Origin of the sequence: Sphingomonas sp. UBA978, from assembly GCF_002292295.1 — a bacterium.
GTDB lineage: Bacteria > Pseudomonadota > Alphaproteobacteria > Sphingomonadales > Sphingomonadaceae > Sphingomonas.
The window spans coordinates 72,180-90,936 of the sequence record NZ_DBBS01000021.1 but is presented as its reverse complement, the minus strand read 5'-3'; the positions used below and the strand labels follow the sequence as shown (position 1 = coordinate 90,936).

General features: G+C 69.3%; 16 protein-coding genes. 5 read left to right on the top strand and 11 right to left on the bottom strand.

Annotation, left to right across the window (positions count from 1 at the left end):
- Positions 1 to 39: 39 nt before the first annotated feature.
- Positions 40 to 501 carry a hypothetical protein gene (locus B2515_RS15415; protein ID WP_293877841.1) on the bottom strand — a complete coding sequence of 154 codons (462 nt, stop codon included), beginning with the start codon at positions 499 to 501 and terminating at the stop codon, positions 40 to 42.
- Positions 502 to 630: 129 nt separating this feature from the next.
- Here B2515_RS15415 and B2515_RS15410 point away from each other — a divergent pair, with 129 nt between their 5' ends.
- From B2515_RS15410 to B2515_RS15400, 3 genes are all read left to right on the top strand, one after another.
- The gene (locus tag B2515_RS15410; RefSeq protein WP_293877839.1) at positions 631 to 2,268 is read left to right on the top strand and encodes an inorganic phosphate transporter; all 1,638 of its coding nucleotides are present in this window, start codon (positions 631 to 633) and stop codon (positions 2,266 to 2,268) included.
- Between the two features lie 91 nt (positions 2,269 to 2,359).
- Entirely contained in the window at positions 2,360 to 3,235 is an 876-nt protein-coding gene (locus tag B2515_RS15405; RefSeq protein ID WP_293877837.1) for a UDP-2,3-diacylglucosamine diphosphatase, read from the top strand.
- A complete protein-coding gene (locus B2515_RS15400) occupies positions 3,235 to 4,260 on the top strand; it encodes a glycosyltransferase family 4 protein (protein ID WP_293877835.1) in 1,026 nt (341 codons plus the stop codon). The genes B2515_RS15405 and B2515_RS15400 overlap by 1 nt, the downstream gene beginning before the upstream one ends.
- A 21-nt stretch (positions 4,261 to 4,281) precedes the next feature.
- On the opposite strand, the gene B2515_RS15395 is transcribed toward B2515_RS15400, so the two are convergent.
- The 3 genes from B2515_RS15395 to B2515_RS15385 are packed head-to-tail and all read right to left on the bottom strand — an operon-like array spanning position 4,282 to position 10,182.
- Positions 4,282 to 5,769, bottom strand: a complete 1,488-nt coding sequence (locus B2515_RS15395; RefSeq protein WP_293877833.1) for an efflux transporter outer membrane subunit — start codon at positions 5,767 to 5,769, stop codon at positions 4,282 to 4,284.
- 6 nt (positions 5,770 to 5,775) lie between these two features.
- On the bottom strand, positions 5,776 to 8,988 hold the full coding sequence (locus B2515_RS15390) for an efflux RND transporter permease subunit (protein ID WP_293877832.1): 3,213 nt from the start codon (positions 8,986 to 8,988) through the stop codon (positions 5,776 to 5,778).
- Between the two features lie 6 nt (positions 8,989 to 8,994).
- A complete protein-coding gene (locus tag B2515_RS15385; protein ID WP_414711415.1) occupies positions 8,995 to 10,182 on the bottom strand; it encodes an efflux RND transporter periplasmic adaptor subunit in 1,188 nt (395 codons plus the stop codon).
- 166 nt (positions 10,183 to 10,348) lie between these two features.
- Here B2515_RS15385 and B2515_RS15380 point away from each other — a divergent pair, with 166 nt between their 5' ends.
- Positions 10,349 to 10,930 (top strand): TetR/AcrR family transcriptional regulator, encoded by a 582-nt coding sequence (locus tag B2515_RS15380; RefSeq protein WP_293877829.1) that lies wholly within the window; start codon positions 10,349 to 10,351, stop codon positions 10,928 to 10,930.
- Between the two features lie 91 nt (positions 10,931 to 11,021).
- Here the strand turns inward: B2515_RS15380 and B2515_RS15375 are convergent, their stop codons facing one another.
- The 6 genes from B2515_RS15375 to B2515_RS15350 form a co-directional block, all read right to left on the bottom strand.
- Entirely contained in the window at positions 11,022 to 12,359 is a 1,338-nt protein-coding gene (locus B2515_RS15375) for a sigma-54-dependent transcriptional regulator (RefSeq protein ID WP_293877827.1), read from the bottom strand.
- Positions 12,356 to 14,113 (bottom strand): sensor histidine kinase, encoded by a 1,758-nt coding sequence (locus B2515_RS15370; RefSeq protein WP_293877825.1) that lies wholly within the window; start codon positions 14,111 to 14,113, stop codon positions 12,356 to 12,358. Before B2515_RS15370 ends, B2515_RS15375 begins: the two co-directional genes overlap by 4 nt.
- A 61-nt stretch (positions 14,114 to 14,174) precedes the next feature.
- A complete protein-coding gene (locus tag B2515_RS15365; protein ID WP_293877823.1) occupies positions 14,175 to 14,786 on the bottom strand; it encodes a TetR/AcrR family transcriptional regulator in 612 nt (203 codons plus the stop codon).
- 61 nt (positions 14,787 to 14,847) lie between these two features.
- Positions 14,848 to 16,506, bottom strand: coding sequence for an NAD(P)/FAD-dependent oxidoreductase (locus B2515_RS15360; RefSeq protein WP_293877821.1), 1,659 nt, complete (start codon positions 16,504 to 16,506; stop codon positions 14,848 to 14,850).
- A 77-nt stretch (positions 16,507 to 16,583) separates the two neighbouring features.
- Positions 16,584 to 16,883, bottom strand: coding sequence for a putative quinol monooxygenase (locus B2515_RS15355; RefSeq protein WP_293877819.1), 300 nt, complete (start codon positions 16,881 to 16,883; stop codon positions 16,584 to 16,586).
- A gap of 61 nt (positions 16,884 to 16,944) precedes the next feature.
- Positions 16,945 to 17,406 (bottom strand): NUDIX domain-containing protein, encoded by a 462-nt coding sequence (locus B2515_RS15350; protein WP_293877817.1) that lies wholly within the window; start codon positions 17,404 to 17,406, stop codon positions 16,945 to 16,947.
- Positions 17,407 to 17,494: 88 nt separating this feature from the next.
- Here B2515_RS15350 and dcd point away from each other — a divergent pair, with 88 nt between their 5' ends.
- Positions 17,495 to 18,049 carry a dCTP deaminase gene (gene dcd, locus B2515_RS15345; protein WP_293877815.1) on the top strand — a complete coding sequence of 185 codons (555 nt, stop codon included), beginning with the start codon at positions 17,495 to 17,497 and terminating at the stop codon, positions 18,047 to 18,049.
- A 271-nt stretch (positions 18,050 to 18,320) separates the two neighbouring features.
- Here dcd and B2515_RS15340 read toward each other — a convergent pair whose 3' ends face one another.
- On the bottom strand, positions 18,321 to 18,665 hold the full coding sequence (locus tag B2515_RS15340) for a tetratricopeptide repeat protein (protein WP_293877813.1): 345 nt from the start codon (positions 18,663 to 18,665) through the stop codon (positions 18,321 to 18,323).
- Between the last annotated feature and the right edge of the window lie 92 nt (positions 18,666 to 18,757).

Genomic DNA, 18,757 nt, shown 5'->3' with positions numbered 1-18,757 from the left:
CTTGCGGGGAACGGCGCCGTCGCTGTGCATAGGGGCGGATCAGGCGGGGAGCGGCGGTCCCCGGAGCGGCGGCCGCAGGAACGGCACGGATCGCAGGTAAGTACGAACGACGGCGACGAAACCCAGCGCCAGCACGAACGCCAGCGCGGCCGCAAGCAGCACCGGATCGACCGGCATCGCCACGCCATGCGCCAGCGCGGCGAACGGACAGGGCATGTCGGCGCCGGGATGGTCCGCCCCGCCGTGCCGCGACTGCGCATGGCCGGACGCCGCATGCCCCTTCGCGCCGTGATCGGCCATGGCCGCGTCGGCCATCGCATGATGCGCCATCGGCGCCGCCGCGACCGGGCCGAAGCCGCTGCAGATCTGCAACGCGACCCGGCCATCGACCACGCCGACCATGAACCCCGCCGGCACCAGCAGCTTCACGCCGAGCACCACCAGCGCCAGCCACAGGGCGAGCGTGCGATGGTTCAGCGAAAGGCGGCGCAGGGCGGTCACGCCCGCCGTCTTAGGGAAGCGCGCGCGCCAAGTCATCGCCCTGCGTCGCGGCCGGGAAAGCCCTGTCGATCCCACCGCCGCAACACGCCTGTCACGAACCCGTCACATTGCGGGTCCACCGGCAGCGTCATGGCTACCATGGTCTCTGCAGCACCTTCCCCCACGGCTGCGCGCGGCCCGCGTCTCGACGGCAATCTGCACCCCGCGAGCCGCTGGGTGTTCCTCGCCGTGCTGGTCGGCGCGCTCGGCTATGCGGGCGTCAGCATCGTCACCGATACCGCGGAGGTCGGCGAAACCCTCGCGACCGGCGTCTTCCTGTTCCTCGGGCTGGCGCTGCTGATCGCGCTCGGGTTCGAATTCGTCAACGGATTCCACGACACCGCGAATGCCGTCGCCACGGTCATCTACACCCACGCCATGCCGGCACCGCTCGCGGTCGTCTGGTCCGGATTCTTCAACTTTCTCGGCGTGCTGATGTCGTCGGGCGCGGTCGCCTATTCGATCATCACCTTGCTGCCCGTGGAACTAATCCTCCACATCGGCTCGGCGGGCGGATTCGCGATGATCTTCGCCCTGCTGCTCGCCGCGGTGCTGTGGAATCTCGCCACCTGGTACGTCGGCCTGCCCAATTCCTCCAGCCATGCGCTGATCGGCTCGATCCTCGGCGTCGGCCTCGCCAACCAGTTGCTGTCGAACACCGGCGGCACGTCGGGCGTCGACTGGCACCAGGCGGAAAAGGTGCTGACGGCCCTGATGGTCAGCCCGCTGATCGGCTTCGGCGGCGCGCTGCTGCTGCTGCTCGTGATGAAGCGCTTCCTGCGCGATCCCAAGCTGTACCGCGCGCCCGATACCAACGCGCCGCCGCCCCGGGGCATCCGCGCGACACTGATCCTCACCTGCACCGCGGTCAGCTTCGCGCACGGCGGCAACGACGGGCAGAAGGGCATGGGCCTCATCATGCTCATCCTGATCGGCTGCGCCCCCACCGCCTATGCGCTCAACCGCACCGTGCCGGAAAGCGCCACGCCGGCGTTCGTCGAGCAGGCGCGCACCGCCGAGCAGATCTTCGCGCGCCAGCCCGGGCCGGAGCCGACCTCGATCGATGCCGCCCGCGCCACCGTGACGCAGGGCCTCGCCGCCCGCCGCGTCGACAGCCAGGCGATGTACGGCGCGCTGTCGTCGCTGTCGCGCGACGTCGGCGACCGGCTCGCCAGCTACGGCTCGCTCGGCAAGGTCCCCGCCGCCGCCACGCCCAACCTGCGCGGCGACATGTATCTCGTCCTCGACGCCAGCAAGATGGTGATCGCCGACGAGGGCGCGCAGGCGCGCTTCACCGCGCAGGAGATCCAGGGGATCAAGGGCTATGGCAGCGCGCTCGAACGCGGCACCCGCTATATCCCGCTGTGGGTAAAGGTCACCGTCGCGATCGCCCTCGGCCTCGGCACGATGGTCGGCTGGCGCCGCATCGTCGTCACCGTCGGCGAACGGATCGGCAAGACGCATCTCACCTATGGCATGGGCATGTCGGCCGAACTGATGACCGCGGCGACGATCCTGCTCGCCGAACGCTTCGGCATGCCGGTATCGACGACGCATATCCTGTCGTCGGGTGTCGCCGGTGCCTCGGTCGCGAACGGCGCCGGGCTGCAATGGCGCACGATCCGCAACATGGCGCTCGCCTGGGTGCTGACGCTGCCTGCGGCGATGCTGCTCGCCGGCACGCTCTACTGGCTGTTGCTGACCGTGCTGCGCACCACGATGGCCTGACCGCAACACATCCGTCACGCTCCCGTGACCGCGGCGTAACATCGCACGGGCATAGGCTCCGTCAGGAACAGCGCGTTCCGGGGGGCCGATCATGACCACCAGCGACTGCACGAGCGACCAGACCGCCGATATCCTCGCCTTCGTACCGCAGCGGCCGACGGTGCCGGAACGGGCCGACGGCGCCCGCCGCCGCTTCCGCACGATCTGGATCAGCGACGTCCATCTCGGCACCCGCGGCTGCAATGCGGAGATGCTGATCGACTTCCTCGACCATGTCGACAGCGAGCACATGTACCTCGTCGGCGACATGATCGACGGCTGGCGGCTCAAGAAGCGCTTCTACTGGCCCGCCGCGCATAACGACGTCGTCTGGCGCCTGATGAAGCGCGCCAAGCGCGGCACCCGCGTCACCTATATCCCCGGCAACCACGACGAGGCGTTCCGCCAGTTCGCCGGGCTCGACTTCGGCGGGGTGAAGATCCGGCGCAAGGCGATCCACACCACCGCCGACGGCCGCCGCCTGCTCGTCCTGCACGGCGACGAATTCGACGCGATCACGCTGGCGCACCGCTGGGTCGCGTTCGTCGGCGACAGTGCCTACACCGCGCTGATGGTGGTCAACCAGTGGCTCAACGTCGCGCGCCGCCGGCTCGGCATGCCCTATTGGTCGCTGTCGAAGCACGCCAAGGCGAAGGTCAAGAACGCCGTCGCCTTCATCTCGCATTTCGAGGAGGTCGTCGCCCATGCCGCCGGGTCGCGCGGCGTCGACGGCGTCGTCTGCGGCCATATCCACACCGCGGAAATCCGCCAGATCGGCGATATCGCCTATTACAACGACGGCGACTGGGTGGAGGGCTGCACCGCGCTCGTCGAGCATTTCGACGGGCGGATGGAACTGCTCCACTGGGCCGACGAGATCGCGCGGCGCGATGCCGATGCGCGGGCCGCCGCGGCGATCGCCGCCTGATGCGGATCGCCCTCGTCACCGACGCGTGGCAGCCGCAGGTCAACGGCGTCGTCCGCACGCTGACCTCGATCAAGCGCGAGCTGGAGGCGCAGGGCCATGAGTTGCTGGTCGTCTCGCCCGACCGCTTCGCCAGCCTGCCCTGCCCCAGCTATCCCGAGATCCGGCTGGCGCTCGCCCGCAGCAGCACGATCGGCCGGCTGATCCGCGCCTTCGACGCCGATGCCATCCACATCGCCACCGAAGGGCCGCTCGGCCTCGCCGCGCGCCGCTGGTGCCTCGGCGAAGGGTTGCGCTTCACCACCGCCTATCACACCCAGTTTCCCGATTACGTCGCGGCGCGCACCGGCGTGAACGCCGAATGGATCTGGCGCTATATCCGCTGGTTCCACGCCCCCGCCGATGCGATCCTGACCTCGACCCCCTCGGTCGATGCGGTGTTGCGCAGCCATGGCCTCGGCCGGCTGCGCCGCTGGGGCCGCGGCGTCGACCTTGCCACCTTCTCCACCGCGGGTGCGGCCGATCCGGCGATCACGGCGCTTGCTGGCCCGATCCTGCTCTATGTCGGCCGCGTCGCGGTGGAGAAGAACGTCGAGGCGTTTCTGGACGCCGATATCGCCGGCACCAAGGTGGTGGTCGGCGACGGCCCCGCCCGCACGATGCTCGCCGCGCGCTATCCGGACGCGCAATTCCTCGGGCCGAAGTTCGGCGACGCGCTCGCCGCCGCCTATCGCAGCGCCGACGTGCTGGCCTTCCCCAGCCGCACCGACACGTTCGGACTGGTGATGATCGAGGCGCTCGCCTGCGGCACCCCGGTCGCCGCTTTGCCCGCGCCGGGGCCCGTGGACGTGCTCGACGGCAGCGTCGGGGCGATCGACGACGATCTGGCCGCGGGAATCCGTCGGGCGCTGACCCGCGACCGCGCCGCCTGTGCCGCCTATGCGGCGCGCTTCACCTGGGCGAACAGCGCGCGCCAGTTCCTCGACAGCCTCGCGCCGATCCGCACCTGTACCGCGCAGGCGGCCTGACCGCCCGATCGCGGCGGGCGCTTATTCCAGCCCGCCGCCGAGCGACCGGTACAATTCGACCAGATTGCTCCCCCGCGACAGCCGCGTCGTCACCAGCTGCTGCTGCGCGGTATAGAGGTTGCGCTGCGAATCGAGCGTGGTGAGGAAGGAATCCACCCCCGCCCGATAGCGCGCGTCGGAGATCCGGAACGCGACGTTCGCCGCATTCGCGCGCGCCGTCTGCGCCGCGATCTGTTCGTCGATCGTGCCGCGCTGCGCCAGCGCGTCGGCGACCTCGCGGAACGCGGTCTGCACCGTTTTCTCATAGGTCGCGACCGCGCCCTGCTGCTGCGCCCGCGCCGAATCGAGATTGCCGCGCAGCCGCCCGCCGTCAAACAGCGGCAGCGAGACCGCCGGCGAGCCGGTATAGGTGAAGCTGCCGCCCGCGAAGAGGCCGCTCAGCGCGGTGCTGATCGTCCCCAGCGTCGCGGTCAGCGAGATGCTGGGGAACATCGCCGCGCGCGCCGCACCGATATTGGCGTTCTGCGCGATCAGCTGATGCTCGGCCTCCAGCACGTCTGGCCGCCGCAGCAACACGTCGGAGGCGATCCCCGCGGGCAGCACCTGCAACGCCGTATCGCCATTGCCCAGCCCCTGCGGCAGCAGCGCGGACGTCACCGGCGCGCCGACCAGCAGGTCGAGCGCATTCTTGTCCTGCGCCACCCGCGTCTTGAGCACCGCGATATCGTTGCGTGCGCTCTGGTAGGTCGTCTCAGCCTGCCGCGCCTCCAGCTCGGACGCCACGCCGATGCGGAACTGCGCCCGCGTCAACTCCAGCGTCTGCGCGAACGACTTGAGCGAATCCTGCGAAATGCGCATCTGGTCCTGATCCGACGCCAGCGTCAGCCATGCCGTCGCGATCTCCGCGATCAGGCTGATCCGCGTCGACCGCTGCGCCTCCTCGGTCGCGAAATATTGTTCCAGCGCCGCCCGGCTGAGGTTGCGCACGCGGCCGAACAGATCGAGCTCGAATGCCGAGAAACCGGCGTTGACCGAATAGAATTCGAGGTTCGACGAGGTACTGCCGACATTTGCGCCGGCCCCGGCACCCGCCCCCGCTCCGGCACCCGCGCCGGCCCCGCCGGCCGCCGCACCGCCGCCGGCCGCGCCCGCGCCACCAAAGATGTTGTTGGTATAAGTCCCCGACCCCGACACCGTCGTCGACGGCACCAGATCGGCACGCTGGACGCGATATTGCGCCCGCGCCTGCAACACGTTCGCCGCGGCGAGCCGCAGATCGCGATTGTTCTCCAGCCCCAGCGCGATCGTGTTGCGCAACCGGTCGTCCGTGAAGAACGTCCGCCAGCCGATCTTGGTGACGTCGGGCGCGTCGGTCGCCGCCGCCGGATAGACGCCACCCTGCGGCAATGCCGCCGGCACTGCGCCCACCGGCCGCACATATTTGGGCGCCAGATTGCACCCGGCGAGCGCGGTGGCCGCGAGCAGGCCCAGGACACACTTGCTGTTCATCACCACTCAGGCTCCCTGCGGCGCGGGGTTGGGACCCCGTCCGCTATCGTCACGCGCGTCATCGTCATGGTCGTCGTGCGGCCGATCCTCCGCCACCGGCTTCGCCTGGCCGCCATGGCCGAACAGGCGCAGGACGACGACGAAGAACATCGGCACGAAGAAGATCGCGAGCACCGTCGCCGACAGCATGCCGCCGACCACCGCACGCCCGATCGCATTCTGCCCGCCCGCACCCGCACCGGTCGAGATCGCCAGCGGCAACACGCCGAAGATGAACGCGAGGCTGGTCATCAGGATCGGTCGCAGGCGCAGCTTGGCGGCCTCCACCGCGGCCTCAAAGGGCTTCATCCCCTCGTTGATCCGCTCCTCGGCGAATTCGACGATCAGGATCGCATTCTTCGCCGACACGCCGATCGTCGTGATGAGGCCGACCTGCAGGTAAATGTCGTTGTTCAGCCCGGTCAGCCACGCCGCCAGCACCGCACCGAGCACGCCGAGCGGCACGACCAGCAGCACCGAGATCGGCACCGACCAGCTCTCGTACAGCGCGGCAAGGCACAGGAACACGATCAGCAGCGACAGGCCGTACAGCGCCGGCGCCTGACCGCCCGACAGCCGCTCCTCGAACGACAGGCCGGTCCATTCCAGCGCGGTGCCCGGGGGCAGCTTGGCATGGATCTCCTCCATCGCCGTCATCGCCGCGCCCGTGCTCAGCCCCGGTCCGGGCGAACCCTGGATCTGCATCGCCGGCTGGCCATTGTAGCGCGTCAACTGCACCGGCGCATTCGCCCATTCCAGCGTCGAGAAGGCGGTGAACGGTGCCATCTGGCCGCTACTGCTGCGCACGTACAGGTCGCCGACGTCATCGGGCGCGAGGCGATAGGGCGCATCGGCCTGCATGTAGACGCGCTTGACGCGGCCACGATCGATGAAGTCGTTGATGTAGGTGCCGCCCCAGGCGGTCGAGATGGTGGAATTGACGTCGGCGAGGTCGAGGCCGAGCGCACGGGCCTTGTCCTCATCGACCTGCACCTTGAGCTGGGGCGCGTCGTCGAGGCTGAGCGGGCGGACCTGCGCGAGGTTCGGATTCTGCGCGGCCATGCCGAGCATCATGTTGCGCGCCTGCACCAGCTTTTCGTGACCGATCCCGCCGGTATCGACCAGCTGCGCGTCGAAGCCCGTGGCATTGCCCAGCTCCTGCACCGCCGGCGGCACCAGCGCGAAGATCATGCCGTCCTTATACTGGGCGAAGGTGCCCATCGCCCGGCCGACGATCGCCTGCGCCTTGTTCTCGGCACCGCCGCGTTCCTCCCACGGCTTCAGGTTGACGAAGACGAGGCCGGCATTCTGGCCCTGCCCTGCAAAGCTGAAACCGTTGATCGTGAACACGCCGGCGACGTTGGCGCTTTCCTGCTTCAGGAAATGGTCGCGGACGAGGGTCAGCCCCTTGTCGGTGCGCGCGGTCGTCGCACCCGCCGGACCCTGGACCAGCGCGAGCACCGTCCCCTGATCCTCGTCGGGCAGGAAGCCCGACGGCAGGCGCGTGAACACGAACACCATGCCCGCGACGATCAGCAGATAGACGAGCAGCGACCGCTTCCAGCTGCGCGCCGTGCGCTTCACGCCGCCCTCATATTTGTGCTGCGCGTTGTCGAACTTCTCGTTGAACCAGCGGAAGAAGCGCGCGAGCAGGCCGTTGCCTTCCTTCTTGTCGGGATCGTGACGCTTCAGGATCGTCGCGCACAGCGCCGGGGTCAGGATCAGCGCGACCATGACCGACAGCACCATCGCCGAGACGATCGTGATCGAGAACTGGCGATAGATCACGCCGGTCGACCCGCCAAAGAAGGCCATCGGCAGGAACACCGCGGACAGCACCAGGCCGATGCCGATCAGCGCGCCGCTGATCTCGTCCATTGACTTGCGCGCCGCTTCCTTCGGGCTGAGATGTTCGGTGACGATCAACCGCTCGACGTTCTCGACCACGACGATCGCGTCGTCGACCAGCAGGCCGATGGCGAGCACCATGCCGAACAGCGTCAGCGTGTTGATGGTGAAGCCGGCCATCGCCATCACCCCGAACGTGCCGAGCAGCACGACCGGGACCGCGATGGTCGGGATGATCGTCGCCCGCCAGTTCTGCAGGAACAGGAACATGACGAGGAAGACGAGCACCACCGCCTCGATCAGCGTGTGGATCACCTGCTCGACCGACAGCCGCACGAACGGCGTGGTGTCGTAGGGGTAGATGACCTTGACGTCGGCGGGCAGCGTCTTGCCGATCGATTCCGCCCGCGCCTTGACCAGCTCGACCGTGTCGAGCGCATTGGCCCCCGCGGCGAGGCGGACGCCGAAGCCCGAGGCGGGCTTGCCGTTATACTGGACGTCGAAGCCGTAATTTTCCGCGCCGAGTTCGACCCGGGCGACGTCGTTGAGGCGCACGACCGCACCGGTGGTGGTCGTCTTCAGGCGGATGTTGCCGAACTGCTCGGGCGTCTGCAGGCGCGACTGGACCGAGACGGTCGCGTTGAGCATCTGCTCCTTGGGCGCGGGCTGCGCGCCGATCTGTCCGGCGGACACCTGTGCGTTCTGCGCCTGCACCGCGGCGGAGACGTCGCCGATGGTGAGGGCGTAGCTGTTGAGCTTCACCGGATCGAGCCAGATGCGCATCGCATATTGCGCGCCGAACACCTGCAGCTCGCCGACGCCGGAGACGCGGCTGACCGGGTCCTGGAACTTCGACACGACCATGTCGGACAGGTCGGTGTTGGTGTGCGAGCCATCGGTCGAGACGAGGCCGACGACCAGCAGGAAGCTGGCGGCCGACTTGGTCACCTGAATGCCCTGGCGCTGCACTTCCTGCGGCAGCAGCGGCGTCGCCGCCTGCAGCTTGTTCTGCACCTGCACCTGCGCGATGTCGGGATCGGTGCCCTGTTCGAAGGTCAGCGTGATCGTCACCGTGCCCGCCGAGGACGACGAGGACGAGAAATAGCGCAGGTTATCGATGCCCTTGAGCTGCTGCTCGATGATCTGCGTCGTCGTGCGCTCCAGCGTCTCCGCATCGGCGCCGGGATAGCTGGCGGTGATCGCGACCGCGGGCGGCGCGATCTCGGGGAACTGGGCGACGGGCAGGCTGCGGATCGCGATGATCCCCGCCAGCATCAGCACCATGGCGATGACCCATGCGAAGATGGGCCGATCGATGAAATAACGGGACATCAGCGGTTACTTCGCCTGAGCTGCGGGCGCGCCGGCGCCGTTGCCCGGCTGGGCTCCGGCAGCGGGGGCGTTGGGGTTCCACGGCTTGCCCTGCACGGGCATGCCCGGGCGCAGCATCATGCCGCCCTCGACGATCACCTTGTCGCCGGGCTTCACGCCGCCGGTGACGAGCCAGTTGTCGCCGATCGTGCGGCTGGTCTGCAGGACGCGCGGCTGCACCTTGTTGTCGGCGCCGATGACCATGACGGTCGCCCCGCCCTTTTCATCGCGGGTGACGGCGCGCTGCGGCACCAGCATCGCCTTCTGGTCGGTGCCCTGCGTCAGCGAGGCGCGGACGAACATGCCCGGCAGCAGCAGCCCGTTGGGATTGGGGAACAGCGCGCGGATGATCTGCGAGCCCGTCGTCGGATCGACGGTGACGTCGGCGAAGCGCAGCGTCCCCTGCGGACCATAGTCGCTGCCGTCCTCCAGCTTCAGCTTGACCGGCGCATTGCCGTCGCGCGTCAGCTGGCCGCTCATGATCTGCTGGCGCAGCTTGAGCAGGTCGGCGCTCGACTGCTGGATATCGATATAGATCGGGTCGATCCGCTGGATCGTCGCCAGCGCCTCCGTCTGCGCCGCCGACACGAGCGCGCCGGTGGTGAACACCGACCGCCCGATGCGGCCGGTGATCGGCGCGCGGATGGTCGTACGGGCGAGATCGATCTGCGCGGTGCGCAGCGCGGCCTGCTGCGCCGCAACATCGGCCTGCGCCTGCTGCGCCGTCGTCTGCGCGTTTTCGAGGTCCTGACGCGAGATCGCGTTGATCTTGACCAGCTCGCCATACCGGCGGGCGAGCGCCGCGCTCGACGCGATGCTCGCCAGCGCACGGGCCAGCGCCGCACGGGCGCTGGCGACCTGCGCCTGATAGGGCGACGGATCGATGCGGTAGAGCGGCTGCCCCTTGCGGACGACGTCACCCTCGACGAACAGGCGCTCCAGCACCAGGCCATTGACCTGCGGGCGGACTTCCGACGTTTCGAAGGCGGTGGTGCGGCCCGGCAGCTCGGTGGTCAGCGTCACCGCCTCCTGCCGGACCAGGACATAGCCGACGGTCGGTGGCCCCTGTGGCGCCTGCTGCTGCTGCTCGTTGCCGCCGCCGCACGCCGCCAGAGCCAGTGCCAACGCGAGCACCGCCACTCCGTGTCGCTTCATCGCCATGCCAAAATGTCCGCTAAAAAATTGTGAGTGATCGATCACTCACGCCCTGCTACAACCGTTCAGGAACGAGCGTCAAGGCTCGTGGTACGAGGATGGAATGATCGATTCCGGATTTTGTTGCGACGCACCACGAAATAGAACTGCCCTCCGCCGTGAACGGGTGATCGATGCGGCACGTAAGTTATTTATAGACAACGGTTTTCATGCCACGGGCATCGCCCAGATCGCCAGGGAATCGGGCGTCGCAGTCGGCCAGCTGTATCGCGACTTCGCGGCCAAGGAAGACATCGTCGCCGCCATCGTCGACACCGATTGCCGCAGTTTCATGGCCGCCGACTCGCTGCGACTCGCGATCGAAAAGGGCGACGAACAACAGGTAAGGGATTGGATTCGCCAGTTCGTCCTGCCCGACGAAGACCCCGACGACGGCCGCCTGTTCGCCGAGATCATGGCCGAGGCGGGCCGCAATGCGCGAATCGCCGCGATCTTCGACCGGACGCACAACGACGTCCACCGGCTGATGCTCGCCGCGCTCGACATGCTCGCCCCGGGGGCCGCGCTGACCGAGCGCCGCTCCGCGCTCGCCGACGTCATCCTCACCATGTCGCTGGGCCTGCTCCACCACCAGATCGTCCGTCCGAAGGCGACGCTGGCGCCGATGGTGCAGGCGATGCTCGCGATCATCGACCGCGATATCGATGCGATCAGGGGCAAGGCGCAGGCGCAGGCCGTCCCCGCCTGAATCCTGGAGCGGGATGACATCGAACTGATCCGTCATTGCGAGCGCCGCGAAGCAATGACGAACATTCGGATCAATCCGATGTCATCCGATCCTAGCCGCCCGAGCGCAAAGTGCGGAAGGCGTCGGGATCGATGCCGTAGCGGCCGAGCTTGTAATAGAGCGTCTTGCGCGGGATGCCGAGCCGCTCGACCGCCTTCATGACGTTGCCGCCGCTCGCCCGCAGCGCGTCGACGATCACCGTCACCTCGAATTCGGCGACGCGGGCGGGCAGGTCCTGCACGTCCTGCGCGCCGGGATCGCCGCCCGAGGCGAGCACGCATTCGAACGCATAATTGCGCAATTCCCGTACGTTGCCCGGCCAGCCATGGTCGAGCACATGGCGGCGCTCGACCTCGCGGATCATATGGCCGGGCCGTTCGAGCGCGACGCGCGCCTGTTCGACGAAGGCGACGAACAGCAAGGTCCGGTCATGCTCGCGCTCGCGCAGCGGCGGCAGCCGTAGCCGCGTCGCCGCCAGCCGGTGGTAGAGATCGGCGCGGAACCGCCCCGCCGCCACCGCGTCGGCAAGGTCGCCGCGACTCGTCGCAACGACGTGCAGGTCGACCGCCTCCGCCCGCTCCGCGCCGATCGGCTGCACCTCGCGCTCCTCGATCACGCGCAGCAGCGCCGCCTGCACCGCGGGAGCGAGCGCATCGATCTCGTCGAGCAACAACGTCCCCCCGCTCGACGTCGCAATGCTGCCGGTGCGCGACAGCCGCGTGTGCGAGACGCTGTCCGCGGCATGGCCGAACAGCGCCTGCGCCGCCTGCTCCTCGCCCAAAGCGGCGCATTGTACCGCGATGAACGGCCGCGCCCGCCGCGGTCCCTGACGATGGAGCAGCGTCGCGACCAGATCCTTGCCCGTCCCCGTCTCGCCCTCGACCAGCACGTCGAGCCCGGCGGTCGCCAGCGGCCGGATCGCGGCGCGCAGCCGCGTGATCGCGACGCTCTGCCCGATCAGCGGGCTCTCCTCGCCGGCGCTTTCGGCGACCGCGCGCAGCCGCCGGTTCTCGACCAGCAGCCCGCGGCGTTCCAGCGCACGGCCGATCGTCGCGACCAGATGGTCGGTGGCGAACGGCTTGGTCAGGAAATCATAGGCGCCGTCGCGCAGCGCCGCGACCGCCATCGGCACGCCGCCATGGCCGGTGACGAGGATCACTGGCAGGTCGCCGTCGAGCGCACGGACTCGCGCCAGCAATTGCAGCCCGTCCATCCGCGGCATGCGGATGTCGGACACGATGACGCCGTCGAAATCCGGCGACAGCGCCGCCAGCGCCCCCTCCGCCCCTGCGAAGGCGCGCACCGATAGGCCGGCGAGCTCCAGCGCCTGCTGCGTCGCGAAGCGCAGCGCCTCGTCGTCCTCGACCAGCAGGACCGTCTGCCGCGTCATGCGAGGCGCAACGTCAGCACGAACACCGCGCCGCCATCGCCCGGCGCCAGCGCCAGCTCGCCGCCGAATTCGCGGGCGATATCGCGCGCGATCGCGAGGCCAAGCCCCAACCCCTCCGGCTTGGCCGAGGCGAAGGGGGTGAACAGCGTCGCGTCCAGCGCCGGGTCGACGCCGCTGCCATTGTCGGCGACGCGCAGCGCGACGACGCCGTCGCTGCGCTCCGCCGCGATCGTCACCCGCCGGTCGGCGACGCCCGCCACCGCATCGAGCGCATTCTGGAGCAGGTTGACGAGGATCTGCTCCAGCCGGATGCGGTCTGCGCTCACCCGCAGCCCGCGGATGTCGGCGGGCACCCTGTCCTCGACCACGCCGCGCGCGCGGTCGCCGATCAGCAGCAGCGTACCCGCGATCGCCTCCGCCAGCGTCGGCGCGCCGCGCGACGGCGTACGCCGGCGCGAAAAGGCGCGCAGCTCCGCGGTGATCGTCCCGATCCGGTCGGTCAGCGCGACGATCCGCGACAGATTGTCGCGCGCGCGATCGGGCGCGTCGCGATCGAGCAGGGTGACGCCGTTCTCGGCGAAGGTGCGGATCGCGGCGAGCGGCTGGTTGATCTCATGCGCCACACCCGCGGTGATCTGGCCAAGCGAGCCGAGGCGATTGGCCTGCGCTAGCTCTTCGCGCGCGGCGCGGAAGCGGCGGTCGGCCTCGGCGCGCTCCTCCGATTCAACCACCAGCCGCGCATTGGTGTCGCGCAGTTCGGCGGTGCGGCGCACCACCTCACGCTCCAGCGCCGCCTGCGCCTGCGCCTGCATCCGCCGCCGCTCCGCACCGCGCAGCCCGATGCCGCCCGCCAGCGCCGCGAGCAGCAGCAGCCCCGATCCCCACAACAGCGCCTGCGTCCGTGCCGCCGCCAGCGGTGGCGCGAGCGGCGCGAGATGGAGCAGCCGCGTCGCTTCGATCGGCGCCGCGACCGCCGCCACGCGATAGCGCGCAGTCCGCTGGACGGCATCGCGCCCCGCGAGCGTGAAGGCCGGCGTCGTCGGCGGCGACGCCCCAAACTGCCGCGAACGGCGCAGCGCCGCGATCGCCGGCGCGGACAGCGACCGCGTCGGGTGGAACCGCCACGCCGACACGCTGGTGACGAGGATCAGCCCGCGCGCATCGACGACGACGGTCGCGCCTGGCGATTGCGCCCACTCCCGCTCCAGCCGGTCGAACTCGACCTTGACGACGATCACCCCCAGCGGCCGGCCGCCGGCATCGATCCGGCGCGCGAGGTACAGGCCGGGCCGGCGGCTGACGCTGCCCAGCGCGAACACCTCCGACTGGCCGCGCGCCATCGCTTCGTTGAAATAGCTGCGGAAGGTGTAGTCCTGCCCGACGAAACTGGTCGGCGACCGCCAGTTGCTCGCCGCGATCGCGCGGCCGCGGGCATCGACCGCATAGAGGACCGCGGCATCGGTGCGCGACGCGAGCAGCTCCAGCGTCTCGTCCAGCCGCCGCGCCGCCGCCGCATCGCCGCCGGCCAGCGCGCGGGCGACGCCGGGATATTCGGCGAGCACCAGCGGCAACAGGCGGAATTTCTGCAATTCGCTGGTCAGCAGCCCCAGATGGCTGCGCGCGATCGTCGTTGCGGCGCGGTCGGTGGCGGTCCGCGCCGACAGGCTTGCCCAGCGGCTGCCCGCGACGACCATCGCCAGCGCCAGCAGCGCGGCGACGAGCAGCCCCCATCCGATGCGACGCGATCCGGTCATCGTCCCCGATGCTGCCACAGATTCCGTCGACGACCGCGCGAAATCCGCGGCCGGTGCGCGATCAGCGGCTCGGCCAGACCGCCAGGCTGGTATCGACCAGCCGCTCGAGATCGGCACGGCTCGCGCCCGACCCGGCCTGCACCGCCATCCCCTGCAACAGCGCGTAGAGATAGCTGGTTAGCCCGAGCACGTCGACATGCGCGGGCAGGTCGCCGTCGCGCTTCGCGTCCTCGAACCGCTCGATCAGCGCCGCCTGAGACGAGGCGCGGCGGGCGATGACGTCGGCCTTGATCGACTCGGCCTCGGCGCCGCAGGCCATCGCGCTGATGACGCCCAGGCACCCCTTGGGGTCGCACTGGCTGGTCTGCATCTCAAGCGCACCGCGCATGAAATGCTCGGCGACGCCGCGCGCGGTCGGCTGGCGCAGCGCGACGCGCGTATAGTCCAGCTTCTCCGCCTCGTAGAGGTCGAGTGCCTTGTGGAACAGCGCCTCCTTGTTGCCGAACGCCGCGTACAGACTCGGCCGGGTGATGCCCATCGCCTCGGTCAGGTCGGCGAGCGAGGCGCCTTCATAGCCCTTGCTCCAGAACACGCGCAGCGCCGCCGCCAGCGCCGCCTCGGTGCAGAATTCGCGGGGGCGCCCTTTCGGGGGGAGAGTGGCAACCATTTCCATATCGCTCAGTATAGAAATTTGCGCAGCGATAAACAAGACCGTTGCGGACTGAAACCCATCGTCACGCCGCGCGCGCCGCCGCCGGCCGGTCGGCGCCCGCCCGTCCGATCAGGTCGCGCGCGACCGCCTCGGCGATCTTGATGCCGTCGACCGCGGCGGACAGGATGCCGCCGGCATAGCCCGCACCCTCGCCCGCCGGATACAGGCCCGCGGTGTTGACGCTCTGGAAATCGTCGCCGCGGGTGATCCGCACCGGCGACGATGTCCGCGTCTCGACCCCGGTCATCACCGCGTCGGGATGGTCGTAACCGGGGATCTGCTGGCCGAAGGCGACCAGCGCCTCGCGCATCGCGGTCACCGCGAAATCGGGCAGGCATGCCGCCAGATCGGTCAGTTGCACGCCCGGCCGGTACGACGGGATGACGCCGCCCAGCGTCGTCGAGGGCCGTCCGGCGAGGAAATCGCCCAGCCGCTGCGCCGGTGCCTTATAATCGCCCCCGCCGACCTCGAACGCCCGGCTTTCCCATGCGCGTTGCAGTTCGATCCCGGCGAGCGGACCGCCCGGATAGTCGCGCGCCGGGTCGATGCCGACGACGATGCCCGAATTGGCGTTGCGCTCGTTGCGCGAATATTGGCTCATGCCGTTGGTCGCGACGCGCCCCGGCTCGCTGGTCGCCGCCACCACGGTGCCGCCCGGACACATGCAGAAGCTATAGACGGTGCGCCCGTTCCGGCAGTGATGCGACAGGCTGTAGGCGGCGGCGCCCAGATCGGGATGGCCGGCGCAGGGCCCGAACCGCGCCTCGTCGATCCAGCTTTGCGGATGTTCGATCCGCACCCCGATCGAAAACGGCTTGGCCTCCAGATGCACGCCGCGTTCGTGCAGCATGTGGAAGGTGTCGCGCGCGCTATGGCCCAGCGCCAGCACCACCGGCCCCGTCGCCATCCGCTCGCCGGTCTGCAGCGTCAGCCCGCGCAAGTGCCGGCTGCCGTCCGCGGCCGTTTCCACCTCGATATCATCGACCCGGTGCTGGAAGCGATATTCGCCGCCCAGCGCCTCGACCGTCGCGCGCATCGATTCGACCATCGTCACCAGCCGGAACGTGCCGATATGCGGGTGCGCCTCGGTCAGGATCTCCGGCGGCGCGCCCGCCTTGACGAATTCGGTCAGCACCTTGCGGCCGAGGTGGCGTGGGTCCTTGATCTGGCTCCACAATTTGCCGTCGGAGAAGGTCCCCGCCCCGCCCTCGCCGAACTGGACGTTCGATTCGGGGTTCAGTTCGCTGCGCCGCCACAGGCCCCAGGTGTCCTTGGTCCGCTCGCGCACCAGCTTGCCGCGGTCGAGGATGATCGGGCGAAACCCCATCTGCGCGAGGATCAGCCCGGCGAACAGGCCGCACGGCCCCGCCCCCACCACCACCGGGCGCGGCCCGGCATAGTCGGCCGGCGCTTTGGCGACGAAGCGATAGCCGGTGTCGGGGGTTGGGTTGACGTGGCGGTCGCGCTTGCAGCGGGCGAGCACCGGCGCCTCGTTCTTCACCGTCACGTCGACCGAATAGACGAAATGGATGTCCATCTTGTCGCGCGCGTCATGCGCCCGCCGCGCGACCGTATAGCGCACCAGATCGCGCGGCGTGATCCGCAGCCGGTTGCGGATCGCCGCCGCCAGGGCCTCCTCGGGATGGTTGAGGGGCAGCTTTAACTCGGTAATGCGCAGCATGCCCGCGCCTTAGCGTTTTCGCCCGTCAGCCACCAGCCGCGTCGGGATCCCCCCATCGCGCCGTCGACCCGCGGCCCTTACCCCGCGACGTCGACCGGCTGCGTCGCGATGATTTCCGGCCGGGCGGCGGCGAGGTCGCGGGCGGCGCGGCCGAACGCCTTGAAATGATCGGACGCCATATGCGCCTGCACCGCCGCCTCGTCCGCATAGAGTTCGTTGAACACGAAGCGCCGCTCGCCCTCCGCCTCGCGCCACAGTTCGTAGTGGAGCACGCCCGGCTCGGCGCGCGACGCCGCGACGCACACGCGCGCCGCCTCGACGAAGGCGTCCTCGTGGCCCGGCTTGACCGTCACGAATGCGATCACCTTTACCGTCATGTCCATCTCCTCCGTTCATGGTCTGCGGCGACCGTGGCCGCGATCGGTCGCGGCGGCAAGCCTACCAGCGGCCATCCGCCGCGCGCATGCCGCGCCATTCCTCGATCCGCCGCCGCGTCGCCGGCGAGATCGCCTCGGGCAGGGCATCGGCCGGAAAGAATCGCGCCTCCGCCAGTTCGACCCCGTCGACCTGCGGCGGCCCGGCGGTCGTGCCACGAAAGAGATACACGGTATCGCGCCGTCCCTCCGCCCGCGCCTCGAACGTCCCGGCCGGCGCCGCGTCGCGCAGCACGCAGCCGGTTTCCTCGCGCAGCTCGCGCACCGCCGCCGCCATCGGCGCCTCGCCCCGGTCGATGCCGCCGCCCGGCAGCATCCACAGGTCGGACCGGCCATAACGATGCCGCACCAGCAGCAGCGCCCCGTCCGCATCGACCGCCATCACCTTGACGCCCCGCGTCCGCCAGCCGACCAGCGCCATCAGCCGCCGGCGCATCCGATAGGCGAGATCGATCAACGGCCGCATGCCGCGATGCTAGGGCGGACGGCGGGGTGACGCCAGCCTTGCCCTGCCCCGCCGAACCGGCGAAGAGGCGCATCGAAGGGGAGCCGCCATGTCCATCCTGTCCGATCGCTGGATTCGCGAAGCCGCGCTGAGCCAGAACATGATCGAGCCGTTCGTCGAGAGCCAGCGCCGCGAAGGCTGCATCAGCTACGGCCTGTCCTCTTATGGCTACGACGCGCGCGTCGCCGACGAATTCAAGATCTTCACCAATGTCGACAATGCGTTGGTCGATCCCAAGGACTTTGCGTCGAACAGCTTCGTCGATCGCAAGACCGACGTCTGCATCATCCCGCCCAACAGCTTCGCCCTGGCGCGGACGGTCGAATATTTCCGGGTGCCGCGCGACGTGCTGGTCATCTGCCTCGGCAAATCGACCTATGCGCGCTGCGGGATCATCGTCAACGTGACGCCGCTGGAGCCGGGCTGGGAGGGGCATGTCACCCTCGAATTCTCCAACACCACGCCGCTGCCGGCCAAGATCTACGCCAACGAGGGCGCCTGCCAGTTCCTGTTCCTGCAGGGCAACGAACCGTGCGAGATCAGCTACGCCGACCGCGCCGGCAAATATATGGGGCAGCGCGGGGTGACGCTCCCCCGCCTCTGACCGTTACCGGTCCCTGACCGGCCGGACCAGAACCTCCGGTCCTCCAAACGCCGACGGCCCGCTCACCGAGCGGGCCGCAGCGTTTCGACCATCGCCGACGGGTCAGCGGGTCGCGAGCGTCGTGGTCAATCGCGACAGGCCGGGCGTCGCGACGTCGTGCGACGACACCACCGCGCCATCGGGCATGTCCCCGGCTATCGAACCGCCGGTCCCCAAATGCCAACGGCCCGCTCACCGAGCGGGCCGCAGCGTTTCGACCAGCGCCGACGGGTCAGCGGCTCGCGAGCGTCGTGGTCAATCGCGACAGGCCGAGCGTCGCGACGTCGTGCGACGACACCACCGCGCCATCGGGCATGTCCATCGCCACCACCGGGCGCTGCAGCACATCGCTGTAGAGCGCGCGCGCTTCGCTGGTGCGGCCGGTCCGCGCATAGGCGACGGCGAGATTCAGCATCAGTTCGGGCCGTTGGGGGAAGATCCGCCGCTCCGCCTCGATCCGCTTGGTCGCCTCGGCATAATTGCCCGCGGCGATCGCCTGATAGCCAGTCCGGTCGTTGGCCAGCGCTGGCGTCGTCAGGCATGCACCCGCCAGCATCGTCGCTACAATCAAACGCATGTCATCGTCTCCTTCCCCCGCCTTGATGGCAGGTTTCACTTTTGTGACATTGTTGTGTCACTTCGAAGACAGCCTTGCAAGCGGAATGCGCG